12 protein-coding genes are annotated in these 13,559 nt (G+C 71.6%); 8 read left to right on the forward strand and 4 right to left on the reverse strand.

Annotated features, from left to right (window positions below; genetic code table 11):
* Positions 1–69: 69 nt before the first annotated feature.
* The 4 genes from ACN26Y_RS22080 to ACN26Y_RS22095 are packed head-to-tail and all read left to right on the forward strand — an operon-like array spanning position 70 to position 5,039.
* Positions 70–1,821, forward strand: coding sequence for an ABC transporter substrate-binding protein (locus ACN26Y_RS22080; RefSeq protein ID WP_155332116.1), 1,752 nt, complete (start codon positions 70–72; stop codon positions 1,819–1,821).
* Positions 1,822–1,879: 58 nt separating this feature from the next.
* Positions 1,880–2,869, forward strand: a complete 990-nt coding sequence (locus ACN26Y_RS22085) for an ABC transporter permease (protein WP_155332117.1) — start codon at positions 1,880–1,882, stop codon at positions 2,867–2,869.
* A 14-nt stretch (positions 2,870–2,883) separates the two neighbouring features.
* The gene (locus ACN26Y_RS22090) at positions 2,884–3,951 is read left to right on the forward strand and encodes an ABC transporter ATP-binding protein (RefSeq protein WP_422733456.1); all 1,068 of its coding nucleotides are present in this window, start codon (positions 2,884–2,886) and stop codon (positions 3,949–3,951) included.
* Positions 3,948–5,039, forward strand: a complete 1,092-nt coding sequence (locus ACN26Y_RS22095) for an ABC transporter ATP-binding protein (RefSeq protein ID WP_155332119.1) — start codon at positions 3,948–3,950, stop codon at positions 5,037–5,039. The genes ACN26Y_RS22090 and ACN26Y_RS22095 overlap by 4 nt, the downstream gene beginning before the upstream one ends.
* Positions 5,040–5,094: 55 nt before the next feature.
* On the opposite strand, the gene ACN26Y_RS22100 is transcribed toward ACN26Y_RS22095, so the two are convergent.
* From ACN26Y_RS22100 to ACN26Y_RS22115, 4 genes are all read right to left on the reverse strand, one after another.
* A complete protein-coding gene (locus tag ACN26Y_RS22100; RefSeq protein ID WP_155332120.1) occupies positions 5,095–5,322 on the reverse strand; it encodes a hypothetical protein in 228 nt (75 codons plus the stop codon).
* Positions 5,323–5,357: 35 nt separating this feature from the next.
* Positions 5,358–5,594 carry a preprotein translocase YidC gene (locus ACN26Y_RS22105; protein WP_155332121.1) on the reverse strand — a complete coding sequence of 79 codons (237 nt, stop codon included), beginning with the start codon at positions 5,592–5,594 and terminating at the stop codon, positions 5,358–5,360.
* Between the two features lie 99 nt (positions 5,595–5,693).
* On the reverse strand, positions 5,694–6,566 hold the full coding sequence (locus ACN26Y_RS22110) for a pentapeptide repeat-containing protein (RefSeq protein ID WP_422734962.1): 873 nt from the start codon (positions 6,564–6,566) through the stop codon (positions 5,694–5,696).
* A gap of 203 nt (positions 6,567–6,769) precedes the next feature.
* Positions 6,770–7,177 carry an SSI family serine proteinase inhibitor gene (locus tag ACN26Y_RS22115; protein WP_155332122.1) on the reverse strand — a complete coding sequence of 136 codons (408 nt, stop codon included), beginning with the start codon at positions 7,175–7,177 and terminating at the stop codon, positions 6,770–6,772.
* A gap of 336 nt (positions 7,178–7,513) precedes the next feature.
* Between ACN26Y_RS22115 and ACN26Y_RS22120 the strand changes: the two genes are divergently transcribed.
* Genes ACN26Y_RS22120 through ACN26Y_RS22135 form a run of 4 tightly spaced genes read left to right on the forward strand, consistent with a single transcriptional unit; the run spans position 7,514 to position 13,554 of the window.
* The gene (locus tag ACN26Y_RS22120; RefSeq protein ID WP_422733457.1) at positions 7,514–10,306 is read left to right on the forward strand and encodes an exo-alpha-sialidase; all 2,793 of its coding nucleotides are present in this window, start codon (positions 7,514–7,516) and stop codon (positions 10,304–10,306) included.
* A gap of 25 nt (positions 10,307–10,331) precedes the next feature.
* Complete coding sequence (locus ACN26Y_RS22125) at positions 10,332–11,192, forward strand: carbohydrate ABC transporter permease (RefSeq protein ID WP_155332124.1); 861 nt, start codon at positions 10,332–10,334, stop codon at positions 11,190–11,192.
* Positions 11,189–12,517: an ABC transporter substrate-binding protein gene (locus ACN26Y_RS22130; protein WP_422733458.1), complete on the forward strand. Its 1,329-nt coding sequence runs from the start codon at positions 11,189–11,191 to the stop codon at positions 12,515–12,517. Before ACN26Y_RS22125 ends, ACN26Y_RS22130 begins: the two co-directional genes overlap by 4 nt.
* Positions 12,514–13,554: an ABC transporter ATP-binding protein gene (locus ACN26Y_RS22135; RefSeq protein WP_155332126.1), complete on the forward strand. Its 1,041-nt coding sequence runs from the start codon at positions 12,514–12,516 to the stop codon at positions 13,552–13,554. Before ACN26Y_RS22130 ends, ACN26Y_RS22135 begins: the two co-directional genes overlap by 4 nt.
* Positions 13,555–13,559 lie beyond the last annotated feature (5 nt).

Here is a 13,559-nt window from a genome sequence, read left to right on the forward strand (position 1 = left end):
TCACCAACCGTTCGCCCGGCGGACGGCGGGCCTCGCGCGGCCCGGGCCGGGCAAGAAGGGAGAAGCACCGTGCGTAGAAAGATCCGGACACTGTCGATCGGTGTCCTGTCCGTGGCGCTGGTCGCCACGGGATGCACCCGGACCACCGAGGACGGCGGCACCGGCAACGGCAACGAGGAAGCGAAGACCCAGACCGGCTCAATCTCGTACGAGGCGGCCGACAACCAGGGCCCGGCGAAGGCCGTCGAGGGCGCCACCAAGGGCGGGACCATCACCGTCCTGCGGGAATTCGACTTCGAGCACCTCGACCCGGCCCGCAACTACGTCAACGTCCAGCAGTTGACCACCGGCCTCATCTACCGGTCCCTGACCGGCTACAAGGAGAACGGCACCGGCGAGATGCTCCTCGTCGGCGACCTGGCCCGGGATCCCGGCAAGGACGTCAACGGCGACTGCAAGGTCTGGGAGTTCACCCTCCGCGACGGGCTGAAGTACGAGGACGGCTCGCCGGTCACCTCGAAGGACGTCGCGCACGGTGTCGCGCGGTCGTTCGCCCCGCAGCTCAACGAGGGACCCCACTACATCCAGCAGTGGCTCTACCCCGGCGGCGAGTACAACGCCACCTACAAGGGGCCGTACGACGGCGGCAAACCGGCGCCGGACGGGGTGGAGACGCCGGACGACAAGACGATCCGGTTCACCTTCCCCGAGCCGCACTGCGACATGCCGTACGCCGCCGCGATGGCCACCACCGCGCCGGTGCCCGCGGCGAAGGACACGAAGACCAACTACGACCTGCGGCCCTTCTCCTCCGGGCCGTACAAGGTGAAGTCCTACCAGCGGGACGTGGCGCTGGAGCTCGAGCGCAACCCGAACTGGGACCCGGACAGCGACCCGCTGCGCACCGCGTACCCGGACGGCTTCCGGTTCACGTTCGGCCTGGAGGCGGCACAGATCGCCGAGCGTCTCGTCGCCGACGCCCCCGCCGACCAGACCGCGTTCACCTGGACCGACGTGCCGCCCGCGGTGCTGTCCCGGACCACGACCGGCCCGGTGGCCGAGCGGGTGGTCAAGGGCCCGACGCAGTACACCTGGGTGCTCAACATCAACACCCAGCGGGTCACCGACCTCAACATCCGCAAGGCGCTGAACTACGCGGTGGACAAGGACGCGGCGCTCAAGGCGATCGGCGGCCAGGCCGCCGGCACGCCAGCCACCACGCTCATGTCGCCCACGACGGCCGGGTTCAAGCAGTACGACGCCTTCGGCGTGCCGCCCACCGGTGACGCGCAGAAGGCGAAGGATCTGCTGGGCGGGCGGACGCCGGAGCTGGTGCTGGCACACGCCAACACCGAGCTGCGCACCCAGCAGGCCGAGGCGATCCGGAAGAGCCTCACCGAGCGGGGCTTCAAGATCACCATGAAGTCGATCGAGTCGTCGAGCTACTACGACGAGGTCGGCCGGAAGAACAACCCGTACGACCTGTACCTCGGTGGTTGGGGCTCCGACTGGCCGACCGGCTCGACCATCATCCCGCCGCTGTACGACGGCCGGGAGATCGGGCCGGAGGGCAACCAGAACCTGTCCTACCTCAACGACGCGGGTATCAGCGCCGAGATCGACCGGGTGCGGAAGCTGCCCGCGGCCGAACAGGACGCGGAGTGGATGAAGCTCGACGAAAAGATCATGCGTGAGTTCGTGCCGGTCATCCCGGTCTACTACGACGCCACGTACGTGCTGCACGGCTCCAAGGTCGGCAACGCCTTCCTCAGCGACGCCTTCGGCGCCATCCAGGTCAACACCATCCACGTCAAGCAGTGACATCCCGGGTGGGGAGCGGCTCGTCCGCTCCCCACCCGCAGCCCGAGAGGTTCGACGGATGCTCCGTTTCATCGTCCGGCGGCTGCTCGTCGCGGTCGTCACCCTCATCGTCATCAGCCTGGTCACCTTCGGGCTCTTCTTCGCGGTGCCCAGCAGCCCGGCCAAGGTGATGTGCGGCAAGAACTGCACCGCCGAGGACATCGCCCAGGTGGAGGAGCGGCTGGGCATCCGTGACCCGCTGCCGGAGCAGTACACCAACTTCGTCAGCGGGATCTTCGTCGGCCGTACCTTCGGCTCGGGCGACTTCGAACGCGAGTGCCCGGCGCCCTGCCTGGGGTACTCGTTCCGCAACGACCAGCCGGTGACCGAGATCGTCACCCAGCGCGCCCCGGTCACCTTCAGCATCGTCTTCGGCGCGGCCGCCATCTGGATCCTGCTCGGCGTGACCCTCGGCATGATCTCCGCGCTGCGCCGCGGCACGGTCTTCGACCGCCTCGCCATCGGGGTCAGCCTCGCCGGCGCCTCCATGCAGGTCTACTTCTTCGGCCTCATCCTGCTCTACCTGCTCGTGTACGCGACCGGCCTGCTGCCCTTCCCGACCTACACGCCACTGACCGAGAACCCGGCGAAGTGGGCGCTCGGCCTCCTGTTGCCCTGGATGACCCTGGGCTTCCTCAACTCGGCGCTGTACGCCCGGCTGTCCCGGGCGCAGATGCTGGAGACCCTGTCCGAGGACTTCGTCCGGACCGCCCGCGCCAAGGGCCTGCCGCTGCGCCGGGTGCACACCCGGCACGCCCTGCGGGCGGCGATCACCCCGATCGTGACCATCGCCGGCCTCGACATCGGCACCGCGCTGGGCGGCACGTTCATCACCGAGACCATCTTCGGCCTGCAAGGGCTCGGCAAGGCCACCGTCGAGGCGGTGCAGTACCTGAACCTGCCGGTGGTCATGGCCACCGTGCTGCTGGCCGCCATCTTCATCGTGATCGCCAACATCGTCGTCGACGTGCTGTACGCGGTCATCGACCCACGGGTGCGACTGAGCTGACGAGGAGAGACCAAATGACCACCAGCACCGTGCCGGCCGGCCACCGGTCCGGCCCCTACCTCCAGGTGGAGGACCTGCGGGTGTGGTTCGACACCGCCGACGGCGTGGTCCGGGCGGTCGACGGGGTGTCGTTCGCCGTCGAGCAGGGGCGCACCCTCGGCATCGTCGGCGAGTCCGGATCCGGCAAGAGCGTGACGTCCCTGGCGATCCTCGGCCTGCACGACCCCCGCCGCACCCGGCTCTCCGGGCGGATCCTGCTCGCCGGACGCGACCTCGTGCGGATGTCCGAAGAGGAGGTGCGCCGGTTGCGGGGCCGGGACATGGCGATGGTCTTCCAGGATCCGTTGTCGGCGTTGCATCCGTACTACTCGGTGGGGCGGCAGATCGCTGAGGCGTACCGGGTGCATCATCCGGATGCCGGGCGGCGGGAGGCGCGGCGGCGGGCGGTGGACATGCTGGGCCGGGTGGGGATTCCGCAGCCGGGGCGCCGGTTCGAGCAGTACCCGCATGAGTTTTCGGGTGGGATGCGGCAGCGGGCGATGATCGCGATGGCGTTGGTGAACGATCCGGATCTGGTGATCGCGGATGAGCCGACGACGGCGTTGGATGTGACGGTGCAGGCGCAGATTCTGGATCTCCTCGCGGATCTGCAGGCGGAGTTCCGGTCGGCGATCGTTTTGATCACGCATGACCTGGGGGTGGTGTCCCAGGTGGCGGATGAGGTGTTGGTGATGTACGGCGGTCGGGGGGTGGAGCACGGGGGTGTGGAGCAGGTGTTGCGGCGGCCGCAGCATCCGTACACGTGGGGGTTGTTGTCGAGCGTGCCGTCGTTGCACGGTGACGCGGCGGCGGACCTGGTGCCGATCCCGGGCAATCCGCCGTCGTTGATCAATCTGCCGTCGGGGTGTGCGTTCCATCCCCGCTGCCGCTACGCGGGCCGCAACGGGAACCGCTCGTTCAGCGAGGTGCCGGAGCTGCGGCAGGTGCGGGAGCGGGGGCACCTGGTGGCCTGCCACTTGCCGGAGGCCGAGCGGCAGCACATCTACCGTGACGAGGTCGCCGAGGTGGGGGTGGCGCGATGAGCGTGCCGGAGCAGGTCGTGCGGGTGGCGCAGGACCAGGAGCCGTTGTTGCGGGTGCGGGGGTTGACCAAGCATTTCCCGGTGCGGACGGGGTTGCGGGCGGCGGGGTTGGTGCGCGCGGTCGACGGGGTGGACTTCGAGGTGCGGGCTGGGGAGACGCTGGGTCTGGTGGGGGAGTCCGGGTGTGGGAAGACGACGACGGGTCGGATGTTGGTGCGGTTGTTGGAGCCGACCGCCGGGTCGATCGAGTTCGCGGGGCGGGACATCACGCATCTGGGTCGGCGTGGGTTGCGGCCGTTGCGGCAGCAGCTGCAGATCATCTTCCAGGACCCGTACGCGTCGTTGAACCCGCGGCACACGGTGGGGCGGATCGTGGCGATGCCGTTGCAGGTCAACCGGATCACCCCGCCCGGCGGGACCAGGGCCCGGGTGCGGGAGCTGCTGGAACTGGTGGGGTTGAACCCGGAGCACTACAACCGGTATCCGCACGAGTTCTCCGGCGGGCAGCGGCAGCGCATCGGTATCGCCCGCGCGCTGGCGTTGCAGCCGAGGCTGATCGTGGCTGACGAGCCGGTGTCGGCGTTGGACGTCTCGATCCAGGCGCAGGTGGTCAACCTGCTGCGTGACCTGCAACGCGACCTGGGGCTGGCGTTCGTGTTCATCGCCCACGACCTGGCCGTGGTGCGGCACTTCTGCCACCGGGTCGCGGTGATGTACCTGGGCCGGGTGGTGGAGATCGGCGACCGCACCGACATCTACGAACGCCCCCAGCACCCCTACACGCGGGCCCTGCTGTCGGCGATCCCGGACGTGACCCGGCTCGGCCCGGCCGGGCGCATCCGCCTGTCCGGCGACGTGCCCACACCCCTGGACCCGCCGTCGGGCTGCCGCTTCCGCACCCGCTGCTGGAAAGCCCGCGACATCTGCGCCACCCAGGAACCCGACCTCACCCCCCGCGACGGCGGCCGGCAGGCCACCGCCTGCCACTTCCCCGAAACCGGACCCCTCACCGCTCCCGGCGAGCCCGCGCCGGTCGCCGGAACGGCGGCCCCGGCCGGTGCGAGTCCCGCGACCGAGCCGGCCGGGTGACCTGCCTCCTCTGTCACACCGGGCGCTGAGCCGGGCCGCGCCGCGCGGCCCGGCCTCACTCCCGGTTCGGGTCGGTGGTGCCGGAGACCTCCGCCACGTCGTACCCGGCGCGGCTGACCTCCCGCGCCGACCGCCGGTCCTCGGCGGGCAGGTCCTCGAAGTCGTCGCCGACGTCCTCGGTGGTGTGCAGGGACTCACCCGGCGGCCGCAGCGACGCCTCCATCGCGGTGGCGCCGTCCGGCTCGTCGGTGTCGGCCAGGTCGAAACGGTGTTGGTCGGTCATGGCGCTCTCCTGCCCCGTCAGGCTCGACGGAAACGTCAGCGGGCGGCGTCCGGGTGGCCCGGCATGCCGGACCCGCCGCTGCTGCTGCCCGAGGACCCCCCGGCCACGCCGGACCCGTCGTCCTCGGTCACGATGTCCGGTTTCGTCGTCGTCCCGTCCGGCGGCGGCACGTCGGTGTCCGCGTCGACCTGGACCAGCCGGGCCTGACCGGCCTCGTCCTCGGCGTGCTCCGGATCGACCGGCTGCTCACCCTGCCGCACTCGGTATCCCACGCCCGTGCCTCCCCGTCGGCGATGGTGACCGTGTCCCGCACCGCCTACCCGGCCCTTCCCGGTGGAAACGTGGACGTCGACCGGTCGCGGTGGGGGCGGTCAGCGAGGGCGGCGCCGCGCCGCGGTCGGCCGGCGGCGGGGGACCGGGGTCAGCGGCAGCGCCGTCCAGTGCGCGGGGCGGGTACGCCCCGGTGGCAGGACGGTGTGCCGGTCACCACGTGCCGCGTCGAGCTGGGACTGGTGCACGAACAGGCTCGCGGACAGGTCGGCCCCGCGCAGGTCGGCTCCGCGCAGGTCCGCGCCGGTCAGGTCGGCGCCGCCCAGGTGCACACCCCGCAGGTCGGCACCGATCAGCAGCGCCCCGCGCAGGTTCGCCCGCCGCAGGTTCACGGTCCGCAGGTCCGCGCCGAACAGGGCGGCCCCGCGCCGGTCCGGGCCGGGTCGGCCGCCCCGGGCGCGCGCGTGGTCCCCGGCGCGGGACAGCAACGGGTTGACCCGTCCCCGGTGCGCGTCGACGTCCAGCGCCCGCAGCGTGTCCGGGTCGCCGCCGGCCAGCCGGTCGGTCTCGGCGAGCGCGTCCGCCAGCGCCGCGCGCAGGTCCGGTGGCGGGTCCAGCGCCAGCGCCTCGGTCAGGTACCAGAGCAGCTCGTGCAGCGGTCGTACGGCGGCGAAGGTGTCGAACATCGCCCGTGCGGTCGCGGCGTCGTCCCGCCAGTCCCGTCCGCCGAACGTCACCCGGGTCACCCGCTGGCCGGCGCCGAAGCAGTCGAAGACGGTGCAGCCCGGGAAGCCGCGGTCGCGCAGGTGCGCGTGGATGCCGCAGCGGGAGTCCGACCCCAGGTGCGGGCAGGGCCGGCCGGCCGGCTTGTCGATCGCGAAGTCCGCCGAGGCCGCGAACGCCGGGGCCACGCAGCAGAGCCCGACGCACCGGGAACAGTCGGCGCGCAGCCTCTCCGGGCCGGTTTCCGACACGCTGACCGTCTTCTCCTGCTGAGGGTTGCCGAACGAACGCCCCATTCTCCCACTCGGCGGGACCTGGACGGACGTCGGGAGATCGTGGAAGAGCGCGGCTCCCTCCGGGGCCGTCATGCCGCCATGCGACCTGCACGGTGCTTGAGGTCAGGCCCGGGAGGGGCCGCGCGGCGCCCGGGGGAGCGGGCGCCGCGCGGCGGGAATCAGAAGGCGAAGAGGGAACCGGTCTCGCGCAGCAGTTCGCAGCGGTTGCCGAAGGTCTCGGCGTACGACACCGGACGGTTCCGCCAGAACCCGACCGCCCGGACGGTCACCGGGGCGTACTCCAGGGTGCAGAGGCCGGTGTTGACGCTCAGCGCGGCCAGGTCGCCGTCGACCGCGGCGACGTCCTGGCAGGCGGACGTGGCGTACGGGTGGGTGCCGCCGGTCGGCTCGCACCGCAGCGCGGCGGCCCGGGGCGCGCCGGTGGTGTGCGGGACGACGCTCAGCAGCAGCACGGAGGTGGTCTGCCCGGTGGGGGCGGCGTGGGCGGGGGTGGCCGCGACGGTGAGCGCGGTCGTGCCGAGGACGGCCGCTGCGGAGAGCGCGGCGATCCGCTGGGCGAGGGGCATCGTGTGTCCTTCCGTCGAGGCCCCGGGTAGGGGCCGGTCGTCGGCCCGGCCGTCGTGTGACCGGGCCGCCGACCACCCTAGGTGGACACTGTGAACCCGCCGCGTAACGGAGTGTTACGTGGGCTCGACCACGGCGGCGACCTCCCGCGCGTCCCCGGGCCGTCCCACCGGCACGCCGGGCCGCGGGCCCGACGACAATCATTTGTGAACTCAATCGACGCAGAGGATTGTGTCCCCGATCACCCTCTGACATTCTCCTGCATGGACGCTGCCAGCGACGGTCGCCAATCCTGGGTGCCGCGCTGCGGCGACGCCTCTTTTCCTGGAGGAACCCTCGTGAAGCGCAGACGTCGCCATCTACTCGCAGGACTAGCGGTCGCCGCTCTCGTGGCGACGACGGGTGCCGCGGGCATCCACTTCACCGGCGCCGAGGTGCCGGCCGCCGCGGCGGTCGGGGACGGCGAGATGCCCAACGCCCTGGGCGCCCATCTGGAGCGGCTGCGGCGGGCGGCGCCCGGCAACGACGGCATGTCCCCGGACGGCCCGGGCGGCGCCGCCCAGCAGGAGTTCCTGGAGCGGGCATACCCGGCGAACGACATCAGCATCGCCGAGGTGGATCGTGCCAAGGCCGCGTACGCGGCGGCGGAGAAGCGGTTCCGGGGCAGCCAGCGCTGGACCAGCGTCGGCCCCAGCGAGGCGTTGTACCCGTTCACCGAGTTCCGCAACGCCTTCAACTACGTGCCCAACGAGTACGTGGCGGGCGGGCGGGTCACCTCGCTGGACATCAGCCCGGACTGCAACCAGCTGCTCTGCCGGGCGTACGCGACCCCGGCCGGCGGCGGTGTCTGGGGAACGTTGAACATTCTCGCCGCCGAGCCGAAGTGGTTCTATCTGGGCGGCCCGCTGGGGATCAACGCGGCCGGCTCGGTCAAGATCGACCGTAACGACAAGACCGGCCTGACGATCTACGTCGGCACCGGCGAGGCGAACACCTGCGGCTCCGGCTGCGTCGCCGGCGTCGGCCTCTACAAGTCCACCAACGGCGGTCTGACCTGGTCGAGTCCGCTCGGTAAGGACGTGCTCTCCGGCAAGGGCATCGCCGAGATCACCATCAAGCCGGGCGACCCGAAGACCATGTACGTCGCCACCACCATCGCGCTGCGCGGCATGTCCAGCTCCTGCTGCACCGGCGTGACCCGGCCGGTGCCGGACGCCGAGAAGTGGGGCCTGTACAAGACCACCGACGGCGGCAAGAACTGGACCTTCCTCCACAACGGCTCGGCCAACGCCGCCGACTGCACCGGCAGCGCCGCCGAGTACGCGAACACCGCCGCCTGCTCCCCGCGCGGCGTCCGCTACGTCAAGCTCGACCCGAAGAACTCCAACATCGTGTACGCCTCGTCGTACGCCCGCGGTGTCTGGCGTTCCCCGGACGCCGGCGCCACCTGGACGCAGATCAAGACCTCGCTGAACCCGGCGGTCTTCCAGACCCGCGCCGCGATCGACGTCACCGCCCTGCCCAACGGCAAGACCCGGATGTACGTCTACGAGGGCAACATCGGCAACCCGTACTCGCGGCTGTTCCGCAGCGACGACGTGGCCGCCGGCGCGCCCACCTTCACCGACCTGACCAGCTCGAACCCGGCCGACCCGGGCTTCGCCACCTACAACCAGTGCACCGGCCAGTGCTGGTACGACGTGTTCGTGCACACCCCGGCCGGGCACCCCGACGTCGTCTACACCGGTGGCTCCTACGTCTACGGCGAGACGGTCGCCCACAAGCGGGCGGTCATCCTCTCCACCGACGCCGGAGTCAGCGGCACCGACATGACCTACGACGGCACCGACGAGCTGCACCCGAACGGCCTGCACCCGGACCAGCACGCGCTGGTGACCAACCCGCGCAACCCGTTCCAGTTCTTCGAGGCCAACGACGGCGGCATCATGCGCTCCACCGGCCAGTTCGTCGACCGCTCGGCCTGGTGCGACAACCCGGACCGCAACCTCACCACCCAGGCCCAGAAGGACCGCTGCAAGCAGATGCTCTCGAAGATCCCCGCCAAGCTGGAGGGCGTCAACAAGGGCATGAACACGCTGCAGTTCATCAGCCTGTCGGTCAGTCCGCACGACGTGAACCTGCTCCAGGGTGGCACGCAGGACAACGGCACCTGGGAGAACAAGGGCGAGCGCCGGCGCTGGGTCAACACGATGATCGGTGACGGTGGCGCCTCCGGCTTCGACGTCGGCAAGCCGGAGTTCCGCTTCCACACCTTCTTCGACGTGTCGCCCGAGGTGAACTTCGACAACGGTGACATCGCCGACTGGATCTGGACCGCGGACCCGATCTACGGCCAGCCGGGCAACCTGTTCTACGCCCCGGTGATCTCCGACCCGAAGGTCAGCGGCACGATGTTCGCCGGCACCGCCCGGACCGTCTACCGCACCAAGACCTTCGGCCTGGGTGACCGGACCCTGGAGGAGGCCAACCGGATCTGCAACACCTGGACCGGTACCTTCGAGGCCCAGTGCGGTGACTGGGCGGAGCTGGGCACCACCCGGCTCACCGACGCCGCCTGGGGCGACCGGGCCGGCGGTGCCGTCTCGGTGGTGCAGCGGGTCGACTCCAACTCGTCGACCGCGTACGCGGCCACCAGCACCGGTCGGGTCTTCGTCACCCAGAACGTCGACGCCGAGCCGGCCTCCGCGGTGACCTGGACCCGGATCGACAACGCCAGCACGCCGGGCCGCTTCGTCACGAGCATCCACGTCGACCCGGCCGACCCGGCCCGGGCGTGGGTGTCCTACAGCGGTTTCAACTCGAACACCCCGACCACGCTCGGCCACGCGTTCGAGGTGAAGGTGGCCGGTGCGACGGCGACCTGGACCGACCGGTCGTACAACTTCGGCGACCAGCCGATCACCGACCTGGTCCGGGACGACGTCACCGGTGACCTGTACGCGTCCACCGACTTCGGGGTCCTGCGCCTGGCCAAGGGCTCGACCAGTTGGACCAAGGCGGCCGGTGGCATGCCGAACGTCGAGGTCGCCGGGCTCACCATCGTGCCGGGCAAGCGGATCCTCTACGCCGCCTCGCACGGTCTCGGCGCCTGGCAGCTCAAGCTGAAGTAGGTAGACCATCAAAGGCACCAACCGGGTGGGGGGCCGCGCGAGCGGCCCCCCACCGCTGCCCGGGGCGGCCGGCCGTGCCTGGCGTACCCTCGGCGCGGCGTTCGTCATCCTCGTGTTCGTCCCGCCGCTGCTGCTCCTGCTCTCCGGCTCGCTCACCGAGCCCGGTCTGCCGCCGTCACCGACGCCGCGGCTGGTCCCGGACCCGGTCTCCACCGCCGGTTACGAACAGGCCCTGGAGATCGGCGGGCTGCTGCGCGCCTCGCTCAACTCGGTGCTCGTCGCGGTCGTCGCCGTGCCGCTGAGCGTGCTCGTGGCCGCGCTCGCCGGGTTCGCGCTGGCCCGGCTGGCCCCGCGCACCACCGCCACCGTCGTCGCCGCCTCGCTGGTCGCCCTGATGGTGCCGGCCACCGCGCTGCTCGTGCCCCGGTTCGCGATCTTCCGCGCGCTCGGCCTGACCGATACCCTGGTGCCGTTGATCGCCCCGGCGCTGCTCGGCACCTCGCCGCTGTACGTCCTGGTCTACTACCTGGCCTTCCGGGCACTGCCGCGGGACCTGTACGACGCCTGCCTGGTGGAGGACCTCTCACCCATGCGAATCTGGTGGCGGGTCGCCCTCCCGCTGGTCCGCCCGGTCACCGCCGCGCTCACCGCCCTCACCTTCGTGCTGACCTGGTCGAATTTTCTCGACCCACTGATCTACGTGTACGACCGCGACCTGTTCACCCTGCCGCTGGCGCTGCGCTCGCTGTCGGTGCTGGACCCGACGAACTTCCCGGTGTTCCTCGCCGGGGCGGTCCTCGCCACCGTGCCGGCCCTGCTGGTGTTCGTGCTCGCCCAGCGCCGTTTCCTGCACCACGACGATCCGACGGGACGGGACCGCCCATGAGACCGAAGACGCTGCTCGCCCTGCTGCTGTCCGGCACGCTGCTCGCCACCGGCTGCGGCACCGGCTCCGGATCGTCGAAGGACGAGTCGGGTCCGGTGCGGCTGCTCGTCTTCGGCGCTCCCGAGGAGCTGGCCGCGTACCGCACCCTCACCGAGGCGTACCGGAAGGCCCGCCCGGGCACGGACGTGCAGCTGGTCGAGGCGAGCGACCGCAAGGACCTGCTGGCCCGGCTCGCCACCTCGGTCGCCGGGGGCGCTCCGCCGGACCTGTTCCTGATGAACTACCGCTTCTACGGCCAGTTCGCCGCGAAGAACGTGGTGGAGCCGCTGGACGAGCGCATCGCCGGCTCCGAGGCGATCGACCCGGCCGACTACTACCCGGTGGCGATGGACGCCTTCAAGTGGGGCGGCAAGCAGCTCTGCCTGCCGCAGAACGTTTCGAGCCTGGCCGTCTACTACAACCGCACCCTGTTCGCGAAGTACGGGGTGCCCGAGCCCAAGGCCGGCTGGACCTGGAACGACATGGTCGGCACCGCCATCGCGATGACCCGTGACTCCCGGGGCGTGGTGGTCAAGGGCACCGAGAGCGAGGGCGCCGCCGCCCGGCCGGCCGTGCACGGGCTCGGCATCGAGCCGTCGATCATCCGCGTCGCCCCGTTCGTCTGGTCCGCCAACGGTGAGATCGTCGACGACCCCGACAAGCCGACCCGGCTCACCCTGGACACCCCGGTCGCCCGGGAGGCGCTGAAGAACCTGGTGGACCTCCGCCAGGCGTACGGGGTGGTGCCCACCGACGAGGAGGTCGAGGCCGAGGACGACGAGTCCCGCTTCGCCAACGGGCGGCTGGCGATGCTGATGTCGTCGCGCCGCTCCACCACCACGTTCCGTTCGATCACCGACTTCGAGTGGGACGTCGCCCCGCTGCCGGTGTACCAGAAGCAGGTCGGGGTGCTGCACTCCGACGCGTACTGCATGACCCGGGGCGCGAAGCGGAAGGACGCCGCGTGGCGGTTCCTGGAGTTCGCCATCTCCGAGGAGGGACAGCGGATCATCGCCGCCACCGGCCGGACCGTCCCGTCGCACATCGGCGTGTCGCAGTCCCCGGCGTTCCTCGGCCCGTCCCAGCCGCCGCGCAGCGCCAAGGTGTTCCTCGACACGATCCCCACCGTCCGGGCCCTGCCCACCGTCTCCACCTGGCCGGAGATCGAGGACGTGACGTACGGGATCCTGGAGAACGCCCTGTACCGGGGCGACCGGCTGGACGACGTCATCCGCGACCTGGACCAGCAGACCCGCCCGCTGTTCGCCCGCGGTGAGCACGGGTGAGCGAACCCGGTCTGACCCTGGACGGGGTGTCGGCCGCCTACCGCGGCGCCACCGTCCTGCACGAGGTGGACCTGACCGTGGCCCGGGGCGAGCTCCTCGTGGTCCTCGGCCCGTCCGGGGCGGGAAAGTCGACGGTGCTGCGGGTGGTGGCCGGCCTGGAGCCGGTCACCGCCGGCCGCGTCCGGATCGCCGGCCGGGACGTCACCTCCGACCGTCCCGGCCGGCGCAACGTGTCCATGGTCTTCCAGTCGTACGCCCTCTTCCCACACCTCACGGTCGCCGAGAACATCGCCTTCGGCCTGGAGGTCCGGGACACGCCACGGGCGGTGGCCCGGGAGCGGGCCCGGGCGGCGGCCGAGACGGTCGGCTGCGCCGGACTGCTGGACCGGCGACCGGGGCAGCTCTCCGGCGGGGAGCGGCAGCGGGTCGCCCTGGCCCGGGCGTTGGTGCGCGAGCCGGACGTCTTCCTGCTCGACGAGCCGCTGTCCAACCTCGACCTCGCCCTGCGCGTCGAGATGCGCGCCGAGTTGCGCGCCCTGCACGACCGGCTCGGCGCCACGATGGTGCACGTCACCCACGACCAGACCGAGGCGCTGGTGCTGGCCGACCGGATCGCGGTGCTGCGCGACGGCCGGGTCGAGCAGGTCGGCAGCCCCGACGAGATCTGGCGGGCCCCGGCGAGCACCTTCGTGGCCCGGTTCGTCGGCTCCCCGGCGATGAACCTGCTTCCCGCCGACGGCCCGGTCCGCCCCGCCGGGGACGCCCCGCCGGGCGTGCCGGCGGGCGGCCTCCAGATCGGGTTCCGGCCCGAGGCGGTCGCCCTCGACCCGGCGGAGGGGGCGGCGGCCACCGTCGCCCGGGTCGAGGTGGTCGGCGAGGACGCGTACGCGTACCTCACCCTCGCGTCGGGGCAGCCGGTGGTCGCCCGGGTGCCGGCCGCCCGCCGCCCCGAGCGGGGCGCGGCCGTCCAGGTCGGGGTCGACTGGGCGGACACCCACGTCTTCCACGCCGACTCCGGTCTCCGGTACGCCCCGTGAGCGCG

It is taken from the genome of Micromonospora sp. WMMD558 (assembly GCF_049315255.1).
Lineage (GTDB): Bacteria > Actinomycetota > Actinomycetes > Mycobacteriales > Micromonosporaceae > Micromonospora.

Coding starts and splice junctions, on each gene's coding strand:
- ACN26Y_RS22130 (WP_422733458.1), top strand. CDS start 11,189: ATGAGACCGAAGACGCTGCTCGCCCTGCTGCTGTCCGGCACGCTGCTC.
- ACN26Y_RS22090 (WP_422733456.1), top strand. CDS start 2,884: ATGACCACCAGCACCGTGCCGGCCGGCCACCGGTCCGGCCCCTACCTC.
- ACN26Y_RS22085 (WP_155332117.1), top strand. CDS start 1,880: ATGCTCCGTTTCATCGTCCGGCGGCTGCTCGTCGCGGTCGTCACCCTC.
- ACN26Y_RS22115 (WP_155332122.1), bottom strand. CDS start 7,177: ATGCCCCTCGCCCAGCGGATCGCCGCGCTCTCCGCAGCGGCCGTCCTC.
- ACN26Y_RS22095 (WP_155332119.1), top strand. CDS start 3,948: ATGAGCGTGCCGGAGCAGGTCGTGCGGGTGGCGCAGGACCAGGAGCCG.
- ACN26Y_RS22100 (WP_155332120.1), bottom strand. CDS start 5,322: ATGACCGACCAACACCGTTTCGACCTGGCCGACACCGACGAGCCGGAC.